Genomic DNA, 18,785 nt, shown 5'->3' on the forward strand with positions numbered 1-18,785 from the left:
CCACTCCCCACTCCCCGCCCTCATAAATTAGCAGTAAGCTATTTGAGGGCGTTTTTCATAATCTATATAATGGCAACTATTAACGACAACTACCTGAAACTGAAAGCAGGTTATCTGTTTCCAGAAATTGCTCGGCGGGTAAATGCCTTTGCAGAAGCGAATCCTGATGCTAAAATCATCCGGCTGGGGATTGGTGATGTTACCGAACCTCTGCCGGAGGCTTGCCGCACAGCTATGATCAAAGCTGTGGAAGAGATGAGCGATCGCAATACCTTCAAAGGCTACGGCCCAGAGCAAGGCTACGCTTGGTTACGTGAAAAAATTGCTGCTCACGATTTCCAAGCACGGGGAGCCAATATAGATGCTTCCGAAATCTTTATCTCCGATGGTTCCAAGTGCGACACGGGCAATATTCTGGAAATCTTTGGTCATGACAATATAATTGCCGTTACTGACCCCGTTTATCCTGTGTATGTAGACACCAACGTTATGGTGGGAAATACTGGGGATGCTAACGATAAAGGCGAATTTGAAGGTTTAGTTTATCTGCCAATTACGGCTGATAACAACTTTATCGCAGAGATTCCCTCAAAGAAAGTCGATTTAATTTATCTCTGCTTTCCCAATAACCCCACTGGCGCAACTGCTACCAAGGAATATTTAAAGGCATGGGTAGACTATGCCAAAGCTAATAACTCGATTATTTTCTTTGATGCAGCCTACGAAGCTTATATTACCGATCCATCGATTCCGCACTCAATTTATGAAATAGAAGGTGCAAGAGATGTTGCGATCGAATTCCGTTCTTTTTCCAAGAATGCAGGCTTTACAGGAACTCGTTGCGCCTTAACCGTTGTACCGAAGACACTCACCGGAAAAGCCGCCGATGGTTCCGATGTCGAACTATGGAAACTCTGGAATCGCCGCCAGTCTACCAAATTTAATGGTGTTTCTTACATTGTTCAACGGGGAGCCGAAGCGGTTTACTCTGAAGAAGGGCAAGCACAAATCAAAGAATTGGTTAGTTTCTATCTAGAAAACGCCAAAATTATCCGTGAGAAACTCACAGCCGCCGGATTGTCAGTTTATGGTGGCGTGAATGCACCTTACGTTTGGGTAAAAACTCCTAATGGTTTATCCAGTTGGGAATTCTTTGATAAGTTGCTGCAAACCGTCAACGTTGTGGGGACACCTGGTTCTGGCTTTGGTGCTGCGGGTGAAGGTTACTTCCGCATTTCGGCGTTTAACAGCCGGGAGAATGTCGAAGAGGCGATGAAGCGGATTACCGAGAAGTTTAAGGTGTAGAGCGATCGCTTTGAGTCACTTTTGTTAAACTCATTCTATTAATCTAAAGGTTACGGTGGGCTGTATTATCCACCGCAACCTAATAGATATTGAATTTTCAATTTTGAATTTTCAATTTTGAATTGGAGCGAAGCGACATGACTGCTGCTATCCCCGTTTTCAAAGCTGTTAGCCGGATACAGTTAGCACCTGGTAGCGCAGTGACTATTCCTGATGTTAGCTGGCAAGAATTTGAATCTATTTTAGAAGAATTGGGACAAAAAAGAACTACGCGAATTGCCTACAGCCAGGGTACTTTAGAAATTATGGCTCCTTTACCAGAACATGAAATTCCCAAAGATTTAATTTCTGATATTGTCAAAATATTGCTGAAGGCTAAAGATATCAGATACCAACCTTTTGGTTCCACCACCTTTAAACGGCAAGGTGTGGCAGGCGTTGAACCTGATGCTTGCTTTTATATTCACAATTATCAACAAATGATTGGTCATCGCCGCTTACAACCTGATGATCCGCCGCCAGATTTAGCTATTGAAGCTGATGTCACATCGAAAACTACTCTTGATGCTTATGAAGCCATTGGAGTCCCAGAATTATGGGTTTACGACAGTGGAAACCTTTCTATTTATTTGCTCAGAGATTGGACATACATAAAATCTAATACTAGTCCTAATTTTGAACATATAGCTATTACTCAAATTATTCCTGCTGCCGTGGAACGCAGTTGGCAAGTAGGAAGTTTTCAAGCTTTGGAAGAATTGGAAGCGATGATTTAGTAAACGGTTCAAATTGATATAGCTGTTTCATACTATAACTGCTTAATTTCTGCCAGAATAAATAATTTACTTCTAGAGATAGATGTCGTTTTATTATCTATAAATAAAAATATTACCAAAAGAAGAAGTATCAAAAAAAACTAAATTATTTTTTATAAAAGTTAAGTAGGAAAACCGTACTTATCTGATAGGTTTTCTGTACCATATATCTAAGTTTAGCTGGATACAATCAAAGTATGGCTTAAGTAATGCTGTTTCTAGAAAATTTATACAGCATTAGTAGGAGAGCGAAAATATGGGAAATCAAGTGAAAACGGCTGCTTTACTAGCTGCATTAAGTGGTCTTTTGATCGCAATTAGTTACTGGGTAATTGGCGGTAGTAGTGGCTTAATAATTGGAATTGGCTTGGCAGCAGCAACAAACCTATTTTCCTGGTATCAATCAGATAAGATCGCTCTGGCAGTATATCAGGCCCAGCCTGTGAGTGAAGGAGAAGCACCAGGACTTTATCGGATGGTGCAGAGATTAAGCGATCGCGCTAACATTCCTATGCCTAGAGTTTACATTGTCCCAAGCCAAGGTGCTAACGCCTTCGCTACAGGGCGCGATCCCGAACACGCTGCTGTAGCCGTCACCGAAGGCATTTTGAATATATTGCCAGACGATGAACTCGAAGGTGTTATCGCTCACGAACTTACGCACATTATTAATCGTGACACCCTGACACAAGCCGTTGCTGCTACCGTTGCTGGTGCGATCTCATTCCTAGCGCAAATGGTGAGTTATAGCTTATGGTTTGGCGGTGGTTCACGAGATGACAACAGAGGTGCAAATCCTTTGGGAGTTTTGTTAACAGTAATGCTTGCGCCATTAGCTGCAACAATTATTCAGCTAGCAATTTCGCGCACACGAGAATTCTCTGCTGATGCAGGTTCTGCTAGATTAACTGGTAATCCCCGTGCATTAGCTAGGGCATTACAACGCTTAGAAGCCTCAGCAAAACAGATCCCTTTAAATGCCAATCCAGCTTTTGAACCGTTATTAATTATCAATTCTATCTCTGGACAGTTTTTAGGTAACTTATTTTCCAGTCACCCTGCTACAGAAGCACGAGTTGCAGCATTATTGAAATTAGAGCAACAACTGCCAACGAAAGCTTATTGATTTGTCATTTGATGTAGTTTTCATCCAAGACTAAACTTTGCAATTTCAGGATGTTTTAACTATGAATGCTAACAACATCGAATCCTTTGAAAGCACAGTCATTGAATCTACAGAATCCATAGTAATTGTAGAAATTAGTTCTCAAACCGACGAACTAGTAGAAACCGAAATGGCTAACGAAAGTGATGAAGTGAAGCGCGAAACCAAAGCGCTGATTGAGGCGCTAAAAAGACGCGCTCAAGCTGAGGCTGATTCAGCAGGTACTCTCACACGTGAAACCTATTTGAAAGCTGTGCGACAAGCACGAGAATTGGTTGAAGGTAGAAAACTGATGCAACGCGATCGCTTAGAGGACTCTTGGGCGATAATTCAGGATGAAGTTGAGAGAAACTGGTATTTATTGATGAAAGACTTAGTGGACTTCAATTTTCGCCTGCAAAAAGCGGCTATGGCAGCTTGGGAAACCTTCAATAATCCTTACTCTCGTTAGTTCGCAGAACCTTTCCCTATCTTGAACTAAAGTTAAAGTCTGTCCTTCTCCGACTAGGTAAGGGACAGATTTTGCGTAGTAAGGGATTTCCAAGAAATAAATTATCGAACCACAGAGGCGCAGAGAACACAGAGTGAAGAGGAATGGAGAGATTTTGCAATCGATTTGGGGATATTTTTTTATTTGAAAGTTCTAAAGCTAGAGAGAGGTCTTTTTATATAGATTTTGCGTCGCGGATAAGATAAAGAGGTAACGTAGCTCCTCACACAAGTAGCAATGACTTCAACCCTGCGGAAATTTACTCGTCTTCATAGCCCAACCCTGCATCAGTTACCCAATGGTTTGACAATCATAGCGGAGCAGATGCCAGTTGAAGCTGTAAACCTCAACTTATGGATTAAAGTTGGTTCAGCCGTCGAATCTGATGCCATTAACGGTATGGCTCACTTTTTAGAACACATGATTTTTAAGGGAACAGAACGACTGGCTAGCGGCGAGTTTGAACGTCGAATTGAAGAACGGGGTGCTGTCACCAATGCCGCTACTAGCCAAGACTATACTCATTACTATATAACTACTGCCCCCAAAGATTTTGCCCAGCTTGCTCCATTACAAATAGATGTAGTATCAAATGCTAGTATTCCCGATGATGCTTTTGAACGTGAGCGATTAGTAGTTTTAGAAGAAATTAGGCGTTCAGAGGATAATCCCCAACGGCGGACATTTCGCCGGGTAATGGAGACAGCATATAATGAGCTACCTTATCGTCGTGCGGTATTGGGGCCAGAATCGGTAATTGCCGAACTTAAACCCCAACAGATGCGGGATTTTCATCATAGTTGGTATCAACCCCAGTCAATTACTGCTGTAGCTGTGGGCAATTTGCCTGTGGAAGAATTAATTGCGATCGTTGCTGAAGGATTTACAAAAGCTAATAAAACTCAGCACTCCCCACTCCCCACCCCCCACTCCTCACTAAATCCTGAGTCACCATTTACAGAAATTGTCCGTCGAGAATTTACAGATGAAAGTCTCCAGCAAGGCAGGCTAGTAATGGTTTGGCGGGTTCCAGGAATGGCGCAGTTAGATCGCACCTATGGATTGGATGTTTTAGCTGGAGTTTTGGGACACGGACGGACATCAAGACTGGTGAGAGATTTACGAGAAGAACGGGGATTAGTTTCTTCAATTTCTGTGAGTAATATGAGTAATCAGCTGCAAGGGACATTTTATATTTCAGCTAAATGTGCAGTAGAAAATTTAGCAGAAGTAGAGGATGCGATCGCTCAACATATTCGCACAGTCCAAACCGAGTTAATCACAGAATCAGAAATTGCCCGTGTACGGCGGCGAGTAGCGAACAGATTTATTTTTGGTAATGAAACACCAAGCGATCGCACTGGGTTGTATGGTTACTATCATTCCTTGCTGGGAGATTTAGAACCCGCCTTTAACTACCCAGACTATATTCAAAGTCAAGATGCAACTGACTTAATGCAAGCAGCCAAAGAGTATCTTTCCCCAGATGCTTATGGTGTAGTTGTCGTTAAGCCGTAAATTAAAAATGGGAATGGGGAATGGGGAATGGGGAATTGGGCATTAGTTATATCTCCCTCATCTCCCTCATCTCTCTCATCCCCCTCATCCCCACTCCCACCACTCCCCAATTCAATCAATGTGGACTCAAATCGACACCCATATCAGCCAGATAACTAACGAAAAATTTCAGAGTCAGCAACGGCGATCGGTTGGTGGCGGATGTATCAACCAAGGTTATGCTGTTTCCAATGATGAGATTACCTACTTCGTCAAGCTCAACCTTGCATCCCAAGTTGCGATGTTTGAGTCTGAGGCATTGGGTTTAAAAGAAATGCTAGCAACAGCTAGTATTCGCATCCCACAACCTATTTGCTGGGGTGTAGCTGAGAACTCTAGCTACATTGTGCTGGAATGGTTAGAACTTGGTAATGGTAACAGCAATACTTGGCAAGAGATGGGGCGCAAGTTGGCGGCGATGCATCAAGCTAGTAGTAGCCAAGGGTTTGGTTGGAAAATTAACAATACCATTGGTTCAACGCCCCAAATCAATACTTGGACAGCAGACTGGACAGAATTTTATATTAAACATCGCCTTGGTTATCAATTTCAGTTGGCAAGGCGACGGGGAGGAAATTTTCCCCAGCAAGAAAAATTACTAGCAGCTATCCCTGAACTATTGGCGCACCAAGTACAATCTTCTTTAGTACATGGCGATTTATGGGGCGGAAATGCCGGGTGTACTGCGTCAGGAGAACCCGTGATTTTTGATCCAGCAACTTATTTTGGCGATCGCGAAGTTGATATTGCCATGACAGAATTATTTGGTGGGTTCCCCGCAGCCTTTTACAAAGGTTATAACGAAGTTTTTCCTTTAGATGCAGGCTATGAGCAGAGAAAAACACTTTATAACCTATATCACATTTTGAATCACTTCAATTTATTCGGGGGAAGTTATGCTTCCCAGGCGAACCGGATGATTGACCAGATTTTGCGCTAACTACAGCATTTCATAAATTCGTAGCGAATTAAACTTAGCAATACCGTGCTTTGTTAGTGCATCGGCTTGACTTGTGAATGCATTGGCTTGCATTGTGAATGCATCGGCTTGCATTGTGAATTCATTAGCTTGCATTGTGAATGCGTTGGCTTGCCCTGTGAATGCGTCGGTTTGCCTTGTTAATGCATACCCTTAGATATAAAAACAGGAAGGTGGTTATTGCTTATAGACTGATGTCAATACTTTTCGGATAAACCTAACAATCTCTCTTCTGATCTGGGGAAAGGTTACTGGGCTTGGGGAAGAAGTAAATTCAAACCCTTTCCCTTTCCCCTTTCCCCCTTAACCGAAAAGTATTGAGACTGATGCTACTTTAAAGCCACTATTTGATTCACCATCACCGCCAATGCCACCATCCCCAAAATCGTCATTAATCCCGCCGGCATAAACTTGCGTGTTTTAGCCAGCCGAACTGCAAAGACCACTACTAAAATACCAGTAACTAACACTGCTAAAATCGAACCCCAGGTTTGCCCTTGGAGTTGAAAGTAAGCAGCGAGTATTAGTAATAGACCGCTAATACTACCACTTAACAGTGAAACCTTACTTCTAGCTTGAATATAGCCAATAATGCCACCAGCGATCGCTAAGATGCCGTAGGCGAAAGCAGCAATTATACTTAAATTCATTGTTAATACATCTGTAGATTTTGACTTTACTACCAAGGTCAGCAGACAATTTACCATAGCTAAATAGCTATACCACACAGTTGATTGATGGATAATCAAGCGATGCCAATAACAAGTACTTCCTTATATACAAAAGTCCAATATCTCCAGCGTCAAGCGGACTCACTTTTACTGTACCAGTCTGTTCTCCAAGGCGAAGTAGGGATAGCATTTCTGGAACTGTTGCAAGCTATACGTTACACTGACTCTGATGCACGTGGTTGTCTCCAAGCCTACGGTCGTTACTTCCACGCGTTAGCTGCTAAAAATCAAAATTGGGAAGACTATTTAATTACTCAACTTCTCTTCTCTAAGAATCCTTTTACAAAGCTGGCTGAAGTGAAAGAATTTGAAGAATTGCCCCCAGCTTTAGTAGCAGCAGTACAGCATGATTTACAAATATTGCAAAGTCTCTATGAATGTAGCAGCGCCTCTTTGAGTGAGTGGATACAAAACGTAGCTCACATGCCGATTTCGCCAGTAGTGTGGTATAAAGAGCAAGAATTCGTAGGAGTAGAGACAAAGTTCGCTACATATTTACAAGACTTAGATAATTGGGGTGATGCTGTAGAAGAGTTGGCGGCTTATTATCGGCAATGTGGCTCTGGTTTATTTGCAGAATATCGCGCTTTACGTTGGCAAGCTGGGCAGTTTATCGGTATCCGATATTCTGATCCGGTTAAGTTGAGTGCGCTTGTAGGTTACGAGTCTCAAAGAGATGCTTTGTTAAAAAATACAGAGTTTTTATTATCAGGAGAGATGGCACTTCATGTATTACTTTACGGTAGTCGTGGTTCTGGCAAATCTTCTTTAGTGAAATCTTTGTTGAATGAATATAGCGAGCGTAGTCTCCGCTTATTGGAAGTGACAAAATCTGATTTAAAAGACCTACCAGAAATTGTGGAACATTTACGAGGAGTGTCACAAAAGTTTATTATCTTTGTCGACGATCTTTCCTTTGAAGAAGATGATGATGCCTTTAAAGCGCTCAAGGTAGTTTTAGAAGGTAATTTAACCGCGCGGCCGCAAAATGTAGTTGTGTATGCTACTTCCAATCGCCGCCACTTGATTCGGGAGTTCTTTGTGGATAGACCTACCCCCAAGGATAATGAGGAAATCCATGCTTGGGATACGATGCAGGAGAAACTTTCGTTTAGCGATCGCTTTGGTTTAACCTTGACCTTTGAACCAGCCGATCAGAAAACTTATTTGAAGATAGTACAACATCTAGCAGCACAAGCTGAAATTAATATTACCCAAGAAGATTTAGAGTTTCAAGCATTACAGTGGGCAACTCGCCACAACGGTCGTTCTGGACGCACAGCACGGCAATTTGTTGATTTTTTAAAAGCAGATTTAAGACTTCTTTATGCAAATAACCATACATCTAATACTTCGGATTAAAATTAATTTATTGATGATTAAATTTTTTGGTTAGTTACATAACAATATGATGCGCCAGTAACTAAAACTAGATATTTCAGAAATACTATGATACAAAACTTTGGAAAAATGCCTTATTTAACCAAACAGAATCACCTGTGTATTCTAATTTGTAATTACATTTTGGTGTCCACCAATGTAATTACGAATTACGTAGCTTGCTTCTCGCCTTCTCTACGAGATGCTACGCCAATGGCGACTATTACGAATTAGTATGAAACTTACTTATTCTGATAATTTCACTACGCTAAAAACGAGCAATATGCAATCAGTAACGATCAGCAATCGATTTATACTAGGAATAGTTGCCTTTAGTGTGAGTTTTGGTCTTAGTCTCGTCCCAAGCTGGGATTTTAATAAAGCTTTTCTCACAGGTTTAATTACTGCCGCTACTATCTATGCAACAGCATTATTTGTAGATAAGCGGCGAAGAAATTATGAAATGTTTGTTTTAGGTTCTCTCCGCAAACGAATTAAAGAAATGGAGGGGCTAAAAGCTCGTGTTGTCAGAGAAATCAATCAAATCGAAGAACATCATAATTTATTATATGCAGAGTCACAGCAACTCCAAAATCAAGTTGCAGAAAGCCGTAACCAAAGAGATAGTTTACATCGAGAGTTAAGAACATTTACCGGACAAAAAAAACAGCTAGAAACTGAAATAAATATCCTGCAAACTGAAATTAATAACTTGCAGAAAAATCAAACAGAATTGAACAATGCTTTTTCTATACTTACAGCAGAAAAGCGTCGTCTAGAGTCAAATTGTAATGTATCTCGTGCTGAAATCACGCAATTGCAAAGCCAAATTTCAGAACTCCAACAAGAGAAACAAGAAGTTGAAAGTAATTTAACTCTTTTAGGCAGACTCAAACCCCAATTAGAAGAAAAACTATACGAACTGCGAATTGCAATTCAAGAATTAGAAGTTGAGACAACCCAAAAAAATCAGTTGCTTGTAGCGACAAAAACCGAAAGAGAAAATATTCAAGCTATCCTACATTCTTCACAAACCCAACTAGCAGAACACAAAGTCGAATTACAGCAGTTGCAAGGGCAAATTTCATTATTGCAAGAAGAACGAGATTCATTGCAAAATCAAGTATGGGAATTACTCCAACAACTAGAAACATTTAATCAAGAACCTTTAGTTGATAATTTCCAAGAAGATGATACTGAATTGTTTCCCTTTTCTGAAATAATGGAAACTACAGCAGTCATAAATAATTCAGAAATTGAGACATCAGAAAATATACCTGAAGAATGGACTAATTTTTTAGAAAATCTCCTAGGATACGAATTACAAGTATTAAAAGCTATAGTTGAGCAAGATAATCCCAAGGCTGCTATTAAAAAAATTGCCGAAGCAAATATCACTATGCCGAATCTTTTAATCGATTCTATAAATGAACGGGCAAATGATACTATTGGGGAATTAATAATTAACTCAGATTCGGAAATTCCAGAAGTTTATCATGAGCATATTACCCATGTCAAAAAAATGATCGCAACGCATGAAAGTCTCATGGCTAGACATGCGTCGACAAATTAAAATATTATTGCTGTCGTCAAGTTAGTAGTAAGGTGAATATGTACCTTACCTATTTACTGCGTGCTTATGCGTTTAGAATAAAAAGAAGTGTAATACATGGCAAAGCTCAAAATCTCGAAAAAAATCTCCACTGGTTTAATCAATTCCCTTGGTGCGGGGGTAGTGCCAAGAGTAGGAGTTGAATATATCGCAGTAGGTCGAGAAAAAGAACTAAAAAGCCTATTACAAAATCTTGATGATATTGCAGAAGGTGTAGCAGCATTTCGCTTCATAATTGGTAACTACGGTTCCGGAAAAAGTTTTTTACTGCAACTACTTCGTAACCGCGCTATGGAGCAAGGTTTTGTAGTAGCGGATGCTGATTTATCTACTGAACGCCGATTAGCTGGGAGCAATAATGAAGGTGTAGCCACATATCGAGAATTAATGAGCCACCTAGCTACAAAAACTCGTCCTGATGGTGGTGCTTTAGTCTCGATTTTAGAAGGATGGATTAATAAAATTCAACAAGAAGTGGTTAAAGAAACTGAAATGCGTCCCAATGACGATGGTTTTGATGACCAAGTTGAATCAAAAATTAGGGAAGTAGTTCAATATATTGAAGACTTAGTTCATGGTTTCGATTTTGGTAGCGTAATTATTGCTTATTGGCGTGGCTACCGAATGGATGATGATAATTTAAAAAATGCGGCAATGCGCTGGTTGCGGGGAGAGTTTACTACTAAAGTTGAGGCGAAAGCAGCTTTAGGAGTGCGCGTTATTATTGATGATGATAGTTGGTATGACTATATAAAATTGTTTGCGAAGTTTGTCGCTGAGATTGGTTATAAAGGACTGTTAATTTTAGTTGATGAAGCCGTACATTTATATCAAATATCTACTACGGTAACGCGAGAAAAGAATTATAATCGACTCCTGGCAATGTTTAACGACACCATGCAATGTAAAGCAGAACATCTTGGAATTGTTGTTGGTGGAACAACTAAATTTTTAGAAGACCCTAAACGCGGACTTTTTGCAGACCAAGCTTGGCAAAGACGCACAAAAGAAAGTCGTTTTGTTGCCCAAGCTAATGTTCAAGAAAATTCAGGGCCAGTAATTCGGTTAAATCCGTTGAGTGAAGTAGAAATCTTAACCCTTCTGCAACGTTTAGCTGAGATTCATGCACTTAATTTTGGTTATGAACAGACTTTGACAAATCGTGAGTTGAAAGAGTTTGTGCAAGAAATTATTAATCGCTTGGGTGCAGAAGCATTACTGACACCAGGAGAAATTGTGCGAGATTTTATGAGTGTGCTGAATATTCTTCATCAAAATTCAGGAATTGCATTCGGTGAATTAATTCATGGCTCTAAATTTAAACCTACTGCTATGGGTAAGGATTCAAATGTGGATGAAGATGGCGCAGCAGAATTTAGTTTGTGATTTACTCTTTAGTAATTGGTAAGCCTAGCGAATCACTCAACCAGAGCTATTTGTTAATAGAATATTGCTTGGTTTGATATCACGCTGAATTATGGGCGTTTGACGACCATGTAGATATTTGAGAATTTATAGAATGGCTTTTGCTAGTTTTTTAACTTCTTCTTCACTGAAACTACGCCCAGCTTTGAGTTGTGCTTCTAGAGATTGGGCTGGGAATCAGTACGAGTGTAAATCCTCTGCTGTTGGGTGAATCTAGCTCAAAGTAGTCAAGGTAGCGGTGAATAGCTGGCTGGGAGAGTGCTTTGAGTGTTTCAGCTTGTGCTGAATTAAGACGAAATTAAAGCGTCAATTAAGAAACTATGTTGTAGCAACTAGCGCGTCGAATCGTATTTTCTCCTTAACATTACGGATGTAGCAGATAGCTTAAGTCTTTTTCCTGCTTCAGAATTTCTTGACTCCCGCGTTATCATCTGAAAAAGATAAAACTTTTGTGAGGTGGGGAGGTTTTCTCGCTTAGGGAGTTCCGACAACTAAATCATCCCGTAGAATAGACAGGTAATAAACCCTGCCTCATATAAAATACGGGAAAATTTTTAGAAATTCCTCAAGACTCAGGACTCGCTATTTATCTGCTCACTCAGGATTCAGGACTCTTTATGTTAGCAGGCACAATTTTGCAAGATGGAAAATATACCCTAATTCAAGAAATAGGGCGGGGTGGCTTTGGGATTACATTTAAAGCTACCCATCACTACTTGGGCCAGGAGGTGGTGATGAAAACCATCAATGAACGGCTGCGACAACATCCTGATTTTGCGAAATTTGAGCGCCAATTCCAAGATGAAGCCAGACGATTAGCTACCTGTATTCATCCAAATATAGTCCGAGTCAGTGACTTTTTTGTGGAAGCTGGACTGCCTTACATGGTAATGGAATACATTCGTGGCGAAACCTTGGGAGACGCATTTGTATTACCAGGAATAACTTTGCCTGAAGCCACAGCAATTCATTACATTCGGCAAATTGGAGCAGCTTTACAGGTAGTACATAACAATGGTTTGCTGCACCGAGATGTTAAACCAGATAATATTATTCTTCGTCAAGGAACACAAGAAGTAGTACTAATTGATTTTGGCATTGCCAGGGAATTTAATGGCAATGTCAGACAGACTCACACTGGTCTGGTTTCTGAAGGTTATTCTCCAATTGAGCAATATTTGACGCAAGCGCCGCGCACACCCGCCACTGATGTTTATGGTTTAGCCGCAACTTTGTATGCACTGTTGACAGCACAAGTGCCTATGCCAGCATTATTGCGCGATCGCGAACAAATGCCTTCCCCCCGCGAATTGCAACCACACTTGAGTGCTGCTGTCAATCAGGCAATAATGCGCGGTATGGCGGTGGAGTCTCGTTTTCGACCAGCGACAGTTGCTGAGTGGTTACAACTCCTACCTGGAAATGAGGGACTGATGACACCGGAAGCCTTAGCAACTTATGCAGTCCCAACTGTTAATTTATCTGCCCAACAAGCTGCAACTTTACTTGGAAAAACTGGCCAAAATCGCCTTCATAAGCCATCTGTGTTAGCACAGCCCAACCAAAGCATTGCTAAAGAAAATCCACTGGTAAAAAAACCGGGATCATCTCAAATACTCATGGGTGTAGGTGTAGCCTTAGTTGCTGCTACAGCAGGTTTTGGCATCACTAGCATTTTACCCAAATCTCAGCCGCAGCCAACCACAAAGCCGCTTTTTGAACAGCCTACTCAACAACCAGCCGCGAAAGTACCTAGCTTAGAAAATGGTGAAGAGACTAACACCCCCTCAAGAACAGAATCAGCACCTCTTTCTAATTCCAAGCAGCGCCGACGTAATCGCCGTTCTTCCCCCGAAGAAACTCCTAGCAGTCCTATAGGAGAATCACAACGGGGCGATTTGCAGCAATCTCCATCTTCACCTAGCGTTTCCCCCACACCCTCGCTAGTGGAAAAACTACGGGCGATCCGGTCATCTCGTAGTGCTTCCCCTGCGCCATTGCCACAAAATAACTCACCCGCTTCTAATCAGAATTCTGCTTCCCCTCAACCGATAATTCCACCAAATTCTGTGGTTATACCAGCAGCACCACCGACACAATCCAAACAGTCAGATCCTTCTGCCGTAGTAGTACCAACATTAGAAAAGCAAAATTCACCAACTGATAATCAACCCCAGAGCGATCGCAAATTGCCAGAAAAGCTACAAGATGACAATAATTAGTCAATTTTAGATTTTGTCTTCACACCCCAAAAGGGGATTTTCTGTATCAAGAAATACTTGGGAGTTACCCTTCTGTGACAGATGTAGGTATACCTTTGCTCTGCTTTAACCCCGAATCTCAGCCAGAATCGGTATGGTAATTAAAAATTCAGTTCCCTTACCGGGTGTAGAATTTATAGAAAGCAACCCTTTATGTTTTTCTGTGATGATTTGATAAGCGATCGCTAACCCTAAGCCAGTTCCTTGACCAACAGCTTTAGTAGTAAATAAATGGTCAAATATTTTTTCTTTGACTTGTTCGCTCATCCCAATACCATTATCCGCAATTGCAACTTGAATTTGGTCAGCCCGGACGCGACAAATTTCCACAATTCCTTGCAAGAAGGCGGGAAAGTGGATGGCTTTGGGGATGAGTTCGAGTTTGCGGGCTTCGATTTTGGATAGGTCTAAGATGTCGTTAATCAGTGTCAGAAGATGAGAGCCGCACTGATGAATAATATTCACCCCATGACGTTCTTTATCGGGTAGAGATTTGGAGCGATTTAAAATTTGGGCAAAGCCGAGAATGCCGTTGAGCGGTGTACGTAGCTCATGGCTCATGTTAGCTAAGAATTCACTCTTGGCATGGTTTGCACTGTCGACTACTTCTTTCGCCTGCTGAAGTTCAACCGTGCGTTCGGCAACGCGTTCTTCGAGTTCGGTGAAGGAGGTTTTGAGTTGTGCCGCCATTTGATTAAACGATCGCGCCAATGCTTCTAATTCATTGATGCCTTTCACTTCTACAGTGCGATCAAGGTTCCCAGTGGCGATCGCTTCAGTCGCTTGATGTAATTTAAGGATGGGATGGGTAATCCAACGGGAGGTATAGATACCTATAATGGTTGCCAAACCCAACGCACCCAAGCAGAGCAAAATCGTGTTGCGCCTATTGGCATTAATTTTGTGCCATAAAGTCCGATTCCGGCACGACAACTATGCTCAACCAATCAATGCCTCGTGCTGAAACTTGCACAAACTGCCTTCCAGTTGGCAGATTGAAATCAATCTGTTGACTCTCTTAACAGAAACATCATTGACTGCCTTCTGCCCATTCCGTAAGGAAATATACCCCGTCAACCCAACCGCTGCAAAGATTTGCAGGACAAATGGAACAATCAAGAGTGATCGCAATGGCAAACGGTGAATCAAGTTACGAGCTATGATTTTTTTTGAAAAGGAAGACATAACTGCTGACTCCTATAAACTGGCAATGCTGAAGTGTGCTATCGCCCTTATCAGTACCCAATAAATTACAAAACTTTGTTTCAAGACTTTTAAATATTTCGGTTAGCTGATAAATCATAATCTTTACTTAATAAATCTATATTTATAAGCTATATTCATCAGTATTCGAAATAACTACATCCATTTATTCCCCACCAAAAAGTGCTACTTAATGAGGAAATTTTTGGTTTTTTTTGAATATAATATTAATTTTTTGCAAGTAGATATATCCATCAATATGTCCATATTTGCCATTACAAGATTCAAGATAATCCAAACTAGATAAAATTATCGTTACTACACATTTAGAAATTTATATTATTTGCCATATTTTCCAAAAAAACGCCGTATTTATACATGAATTCCAACTGGACTTATTCTGTTTTATATGAATACAAACCAGTTCTTGCGAGCCTTTATAAAAGAGCCGTCGCTTAACAAGTTTTCTTGCTGCAAGCTAGCTTTTTATAACCTGAAATATTATTGCTGCTGATATTTATCAGTTTTTCCTCCGTAATTATATCAGCTAATCAGGAAACTCCTTAAACGTTTAAAGAGTTTACTAATGGGGCTTTTTGGGGTTTCAGATTAATCTTATAAAGACTGGCCAAATTAATATTTTATTATGTAATTTTTATGATAAAAATCACGAGTAGTTTTTGTTTCATTGTTAGCTAAATTCCTGATTTACTTTTCTGTACAACAACTTCCCCTTTCTTATTAATCTTTACCGGATTTTTGGGGAAAGCTTGATTATTCAAAGAACGTATAAGTTTTACAGTCCGAAAATATTGATCGATTTGAGGGATTCCTTGCCGATTCATCCGCACAGGGATAATTTTACTTGATATCAGATTTCCCATAGAGTTGAGTTTAACTTCTAAAATCATCGAGTCACCCGTCTGGGCATTTGTAGACAAAGTTCGATATCCTAAAAAATTCCCTAAAGAATAGGCAATGATCTTTCCCTTATAAATTTCCATTGCTCTCGGAACATGAGGCCCATGTCCTAGTACTAAATCTGCTCCCGCATCAATCATATTTCGAGCAAACTGGATTGAATTACCTCGGTTTTCTCCATAAAAAAACTCTGTCTGATTCTTAATATGTAGTGCCCCAGTCCCTTCGGCTCCAGCGTGCATCGATACTACTACAATCTTTGCTTTATTTTTTGCTTCTGCTACAAGTGCTTGGGCTGCTCCTAAATTATGGATGGAATTATACATTTCATAAGGAGAAAACCCGACCATTGCCACAGGGATATTGTTAGCTTTCAAATAGAGAATTTGATTTTTATGACCTAATGTTGCAATGCCCACAGCCTCAAGATTTTTCTTTGTATCTTTGAACCCTACCGGGCCGAAATCCATTGCATGGTTATTTGCCATATTAAACACATTAAAACCAGCTTCAGCAAATAGCCGAGCATATCCAGGTGGAGAGCGAAAAGCAAAGACTTGTCCTCTACTCGTATCTTTGGTAGTGTAAGGATAATTAGTTAAACTACTTTCAAAGTTACCAAATAAAATATCTGATCCTTGCAAGTGGGATCTCACTGACTTTGGTAATAATTGATCTCGGAACCGGGGCAATCTATAGTTAGGAAAATTAGTGCCGGGAATAATATCTCCAACAGCTTTGATAGTAATAATACCTGAAGAAATTTGCTGTTTTGGTGTTAATAACCTACGTTCAGGAATAGCAAAGGGTAATGATACAGGTTCAGTGGGTGTAGTCGCAGCGTTTAATTGCTGTGATTGCCCCAGCCGAATAACGACTCCTACACTAATACCCAGATATAAACAGATACTGATAAAACTAAATGAAAACCCTTTCTCCAGGCTGAGATTTGCCATCGTTCACTCCTCACACGATGGCATTAGTTTATCCCAAAAATTTGTGTTGGCGCTGTATACTTTAGTGTTTTTGAGCAATATTTGACTCAGTAGACACGTAAATATGAGAACGTTTCACTTGCAAATAATTATACGTGCCAGTTTTTAAGCCAAACACAATCTGTTTGTCCAGTTCTTGAGAAATATTTTTAAACGGAGAGGGGGGGATTCGAACCCCCGTTGGGTTTCCCCAAAACGCATTTCGAGTGCGTCACCATGAACCGCTCGGACACCTCTCCAGATATTTATTCACGCATTAGAGTATCTATCTTATATGCAAATGCCGTGAATTGAGGGAAATGTTAGCTCATTCCCTATACTACTATAACATTAGCGCTTTATCTGCGTAACAGAATGCTTCGGAAACACCAAAGGCTAATTACAGCGATTTTCAGGTAAATAGACCATAGGGTAGGGGCGCAAGACCTTCCGCCCCTACTACGACGGATGTGGTTCAAATACATGAAAACTGCTGTAAGGTTTGTAGACATCGAAATATCTTTGCTTTCTATACATCGAAGCAGGCATTTTTGTAACTAGCAACTTGAGTTATGTATATCTGTCTTATGTGGTGAGTCTTATACCTATCCTAAGTAGGGTTATCTATCTGGATTTGTTCGTTAAGTTGTATGAAGCACTGAAAGCAATTTTCTCAGTAAGTAACTGAGCAAATCCGAATACACTTAACTTAGTTGGAGTTTTTTATGACTTACACAATTGATGAAGCAACAAGACCAGCTTTAGAAACTTTTCAACGCTTTGATGTAGATACTCAGCTAGCCCTACTTTGGTTCGGTTATCTTGATCTTAAAGAGCAGCTAAAGCCAGCACCTCCTCTAAGCGTTGAAACTCCTGCCAAAGCAGTGTTTGACAAATTCCTGGACTTGTCTAAAGAACACCAACTGCAAGCACAACGCGACATTATTAATGGTGCAGCTAACGATATCAGCCAAACCTATAATAGTCTAAGTCCCAATGCTAAATTAGACGTTTGGTTCCTGCTGGCACAAGGAATGGAGGATGGAAGCATAATTCAAGTACCCTCCGATTATCAACTTCCTGGTGAAACCGATGAATTTGTTGCATTGATCAAAAATCTAGAGTTTGAGCAGCGAATTAATTTCATGCTAAGTGCTGTGGAAGCGATGGGTTAACTAAGTTCAAGAACTCTACTTTCTAGAATTGGGATAATTGAACGTAGCAAATTAAGCTAGACCTGCCTCTTTTTCCTTTACTTTAATAGTCTTTGACTTAGAACTACCGCAGAGATGCTTATCTTTGTGGTAGTCTTGATGCAAATTAATATCTGCCGATCCCCTCATTTTACAGCAGTTTTCATGTATTTAAAACACATTCATAACGGTGGGGTGTTCATTGAGAGCTGATTTGTAAATAAAATATTAGGCGTTGCTGAATTCAGGTATGAAAATGATTTTGCGTAATTTCAAAACCCTTGTAGAGACGTTGCAATGCAACGTCTCTACACCAAGATTCATATATCTAATCAGCAACGCCAAATATTAATCTGCCATTCGTCTTACTATCAAATCAGATACCGAGAGCAACCAGAATAATTGTTTATCCCAAAGTATTAAAAAGATACTTTTTACAGTGTCGGCTAAATATTTCTGTGACAATTAAGGAGTAAAATTCTACAATTTATACTAGGAATTTTTCGTTACACCTGTGCATTTTCGTCTTCATGCAATGAATAGGTGTTGTACATTATACGTACTGAAGATCCATTAATTTTTAGATTAGAGTTTATTATTTATTGATAAAAGTGTACAAACTATTGCACCAAGCATATAAACCATAGACGTGTCAGCATCTTTTAAAACTAAAATATAGAACATAGACAACACTACAAAAACAAGCACTGTTATTTTTAACATAAAATTTAACAATTTCAACCATAACTACGAAGAAAATACATCAGATGTATG

General features: G+C 40.2%; 15 protein-coding genes, 1 tRNA gene and 1 pseudogene. 11 read left to right on the forward strand and 6 right to left on the reverse strand.

What is annotated here, in order from left to right:
* Window positions 1–69: 69 nt before the first annotated feature.
* The 6 genes from G1O98_RS22960 (at window position 70) to G1O98_RS22985 (ending at window position 6,272) form a co-directional block, all read left to right on the forward strand.
* Window positions 70–1,305 carry an LL-diaminopimelate aminotransferase gene (locus G1O98_RS22960; RefSeq protein ID WP_163932274.1) on the forward strand — a complete coding sequence of 412 codons (1,236 nt, stop codon included), beginning with the start codon at window positions 70–72 and terminating at the stop codon, window positions 1,303–1,305.
* A gap of 137 nt (window positions 1,306–1,442) precedes the next feature.
* Complete coding sequence (locus G1O98_RS22965; protein WP_163932276.1) at window positions 1,443–2,081, forward strand: Uma2 family endonuclease; 639 nt, start codon at window positions 1,443–1,445, stop codon at window positions 2,079–2,081.
* Between the two features lie 295 nt (window positions 2,082–2,376).
* A complete protein-coding gene (locus G1O98_RS22970; RefSeq protein ID WP_163932277.1) occupies window positions 2,377–3,246 on the forward strand; it encodes a zinc metalloprotease HtpX in 870 nt (289 codons plus the stop codon).
* 61 nt (window positions 3,247–3,307) lie between these two features.
* Complete coding sequence (locus G1O98_RS22975; RefSeq protein WP_163932279.1) at window positions 3,308–3,736, forward strand: hypothetical protein; 429 nt, start codon at window positions 3,308–3,310, stop codon at window positions 3,734–3,736.
* 276 nt (window positions 3,737–4,012) lie between these two features.
* A complete protein-coding gene (locus tag G1O98_RS22980; protein WP_163932281.1) occupies window positions 4,013–5,293 on the forward strand; it encodes a pitrilysin family protein in 1,281 nt (426 codons plus the stop codon).
* A gap of 118 nt (window positions 5,294–5,411) precedes the next feature.
* Window positions 5,412–6,272 (forward strand): fructosamine kinase family protein, encoded by an 861-nt coding sequence (locus G1O98_RS22985; protein ID WP_163932283.1) that lies wholly within the window; start codon window positions 5,412–5,414, stop codon window positions 6,270–6,272.
* Between the two features lie 368 nt (window positions 6,273–6,640).
* On the opposite strand, the gene G1O98_RS22995 is transcribed toward G1O98_RS22985, so the two are convergent.
* Window positions 6,641–6,961 (reverse strand): TMEM14 family protein, encoded by a 321-nt coding sequence (locus tag G1O98_RS22995; protein ID WP_175586824.1) that lies wholly within the window; start codon window positions 6,959–6,961, stop codon window positions 6,641–6,643.
* Between the two features lie 87 nt (window positions 6,962–7,048).
* Between G1O98_RS22995 and G1O98_RS23000 the strand changes: the two genes are divergently transcribed.
* The 3 genes from G1O98_RS23000 (at window position 7,049) to G1O98_RS23010 (ending at window position 11,420) form a co-directional block, all read left to right on the forward strand.
* Entirely contained in the window at window positions 7,049–8,404 is a 1,356-nt protein-coding gene (locus tag G1O98_RS23000; RefSeq protein ID WP_163932290.1) for an ATP-binding protein, read from the forward strand.
* 301 nt (window positions 8,405–8,705) lie between these two features.
* A complete protein-coding gene (locus G1O98_RS23005; RefSeq protein ID WP_167306212.1) occupies window positions 8,706–9,995 on the forward strand; it encodes a tellurite resistance TerB C-terminal domain-containing protein in 1,290 nt (429 codons plus the stop codon).
* A gap of 96 nt (window positions 9,996–10,091) precedes the next feature.
* On the forward strand, window positions 10,092–11,420 hold the full coding sequence (locus tag G1O98_RS23010) for an ATP-binding protein (protein ID WP_163932295.1): 1,329 nt from the start codon (window positions 10,092–10,094) through the stop codon (window positions 11,418–11,420).
* A 39-nt stretch (window positions 11,421–11,459) separates the two neighbouring features.
* Here the strand turns inward: G1O98_RS23010 and G1O98_RS40110 are convergent.
* Window positions 11,460–11,739 (reverse strand): annotated as a pseudogene (locus tag G1O98_RS40110) (serine/threonine protein kinase); the annotation flags it as partial.
* Window positions 11,740–12,076: 337 nt separating this feature from the next.
* Here G1O98_RS40110 and G1O98_RS23020 point away from each other — a divergent pair.
* On the forward strand, window positions 12,077–13,681 hold the full coding sequence (locus G1O98_RS23020; protein ID WP_163932298.1) for a serine/threonine-protein kinase: 1,605 nt from the start codon (window positions 12,077–12,079) through the stop codon (window positions 13,679–13,681).
* Between the two features lie 105 nt (window positions 13,682–13,786).
* Here G1O98_RS23020 and G1O98_RS23025 read toward each other — a convergent pair whose 3' ends face one another.
* From G1O98_RS23025 to G1O98_RS23040, 4 genes are all read right to left on the reverse strand, one after another.
* Window positions 13,787–14,653: a histidine kinase dimerization/phospho-acceptor domain-containing protein gene (locus tag G1O98_RS23025; RefSeq protein WP_345940578.1), complete on the reverse strand. Its 867-nt coding sequence runs from the start codon at window positions 14,651–14,653 to the stop codon at window positions 13,787–13,789.
* Between the two features lie 6 nt (window positions 14,654–14,659).
* Window positions 14,660–14,905 (reverse strand): hypothetical protein, encoded by a 246-nt coding sequence (locus G1O98_RS23030; RefSeq protein ID WP_163932301.1) that lies wholly within the window; start codon window positions 14,903–14,905, stop codon window positions 14,660–14,662.
* Between the two features lie 713 nt (window positions 14,906–15,618).
* A complete protein-coding gene (locus G1O98_RS23035; RefSeq protein ID WP_163932304.1) occupies window positions 15,619–16,800 on the reverse strand; it encodes a CapA family protein in 1,182 nt (393 codons plus the stop codon).
* A gap of 193 nt (window positions 16,801–16,993) precedes the next feature.
* Window positions 16,994–17,078, reverse strand: a tRNA-Ser gene (locus tag G1O98_RS23040).
* A 465-nt stretch (window positions 17,079–17,543) separates the two neighbouring features.
* Here G1O98_RS23040 and G1O98_RS23045 point away from each other — a divergent pair.
* Window positions 17,544–17,993: an orange carotenoid protein N-terminal domain-containing protein gene (locus G1O98_RS23045; protein WP_163932307.1), complete on the forward strand. Its 450-nt coding sequence runs from the start codon at window positions 17,544–17,546 to the stop codon at window positions 17,991–17,993.
* Window positions 17,994–18,785: the final 792 nt, after the last annotated feature.

This window comes from Nostoc sp. UIC 10630 (assembly GCF_010747425.1).
GTDB lineage: Bacteria > Cyanobacteriota > Cyanobacteriia > Cyanobacteriales > Nostocaceae > Nostoc.

Excerpts from the sequence above, each read along its gene's own strand:
- G1O98_RS22960 (WP_163932274.1), top strand. The coding sequence starts at position 70 with ATGGCAACTATTAACGACAACTACCTGAAACTGAAAGCAGGTTATCTG.
- G1O98_RS22965 (WP_163932276.1), top strand. The coding sequence starts at position 1,443 with ATGACTGCTGCTATCCCCGTTTTCAAAGCTGTTAGCCGGATACAGTTA.
- G1O98_RS22970 (WP_163932277.1), top strand. The coding sequence starts at position 2,377 with ATGGGAAATCAAGTGAAAACGGCTGCTTTACTAGCTGCATTAAGTGGT.
- G1O98_RS22975 (WP_163932279.1), top strand. The coding sequence starts at position 3,308 with ATGAATGCTAACAACATCGAATCCTTTGAAAGCACAGTCATTGAATCT.
- G1O98_RS22980 (WP_163932281.1), top strand. The coding sequence starts at position 4,013 with ATGACTTCAACCCTGCGGAAATTTACTCGTCTTCATAGCCCAACCCTG.
- G1O98_RS22985 (WP_163932283.1), top strand. The coding sequence starts at position 5,412 with ATGTGGACTCAAATCGACACCCATATCAGCCAGATAACTAACGAAAAA.
- G1O98_RS22995 (WP_175586824.1), bottom strand. The coding sequence starts at position 6,961 with ATGAATTTAAGTATAATTGCTGCTTTCGCCTACGGCATCTTAGCGATC.
- G1O98_RS23000 (WP_163932290.1), top strand. The coding sequence starts at position 7,049 with ATGGATAATCAAGCGATGCCAATAACAAGTACTTCCTTATATACAAAA.
- G1O98_RS23005 (WP_167306212.1), top strand. The coding sequence starts at position 8,706 with ATGCAATCAGTAACGATCAGCAATCGATTTATACTAGGAATAGTTGCC.
- G1O98_RS23010 (WP_163932295.1), top strand. The coding sequence starts at position 10,092 with ATGGCAAAGCTCAAAATCTCGAAAAAAATCTCCACTGGTTTAATCAAT.
- G1O98_RS23020 (WP_163932298.1), top strand. The coding sequence starts at position 12,077 with ATGTTAGCAGGCACAATTTTGCAAGATGGAAAATATACCCTAATTCAA.
- G1O98_RS23030 (WP_163932301.1), bottom strand. The coding sequence starts at position 14,905 with ATGTCTTCCTTTTCAAAAAAAATCATAGCTCGTAACTTGATTCACCGT.
- G1O98_RS23035 (WP_163932304.1), bottom strand. The coding sequence starts at position 16,800 with ATGGCAAATCTCAGCCTGGAGAAAGGGTTTTCATTTAGTTTTATCAGT.
- G1O98_RS23045 (WP_163932307.1), top strand. The coding sequence starts at position 17,544 with ATGACTTACACAATTGATGAAGCAACAAGACCAGCTTTAGAAACTTTT.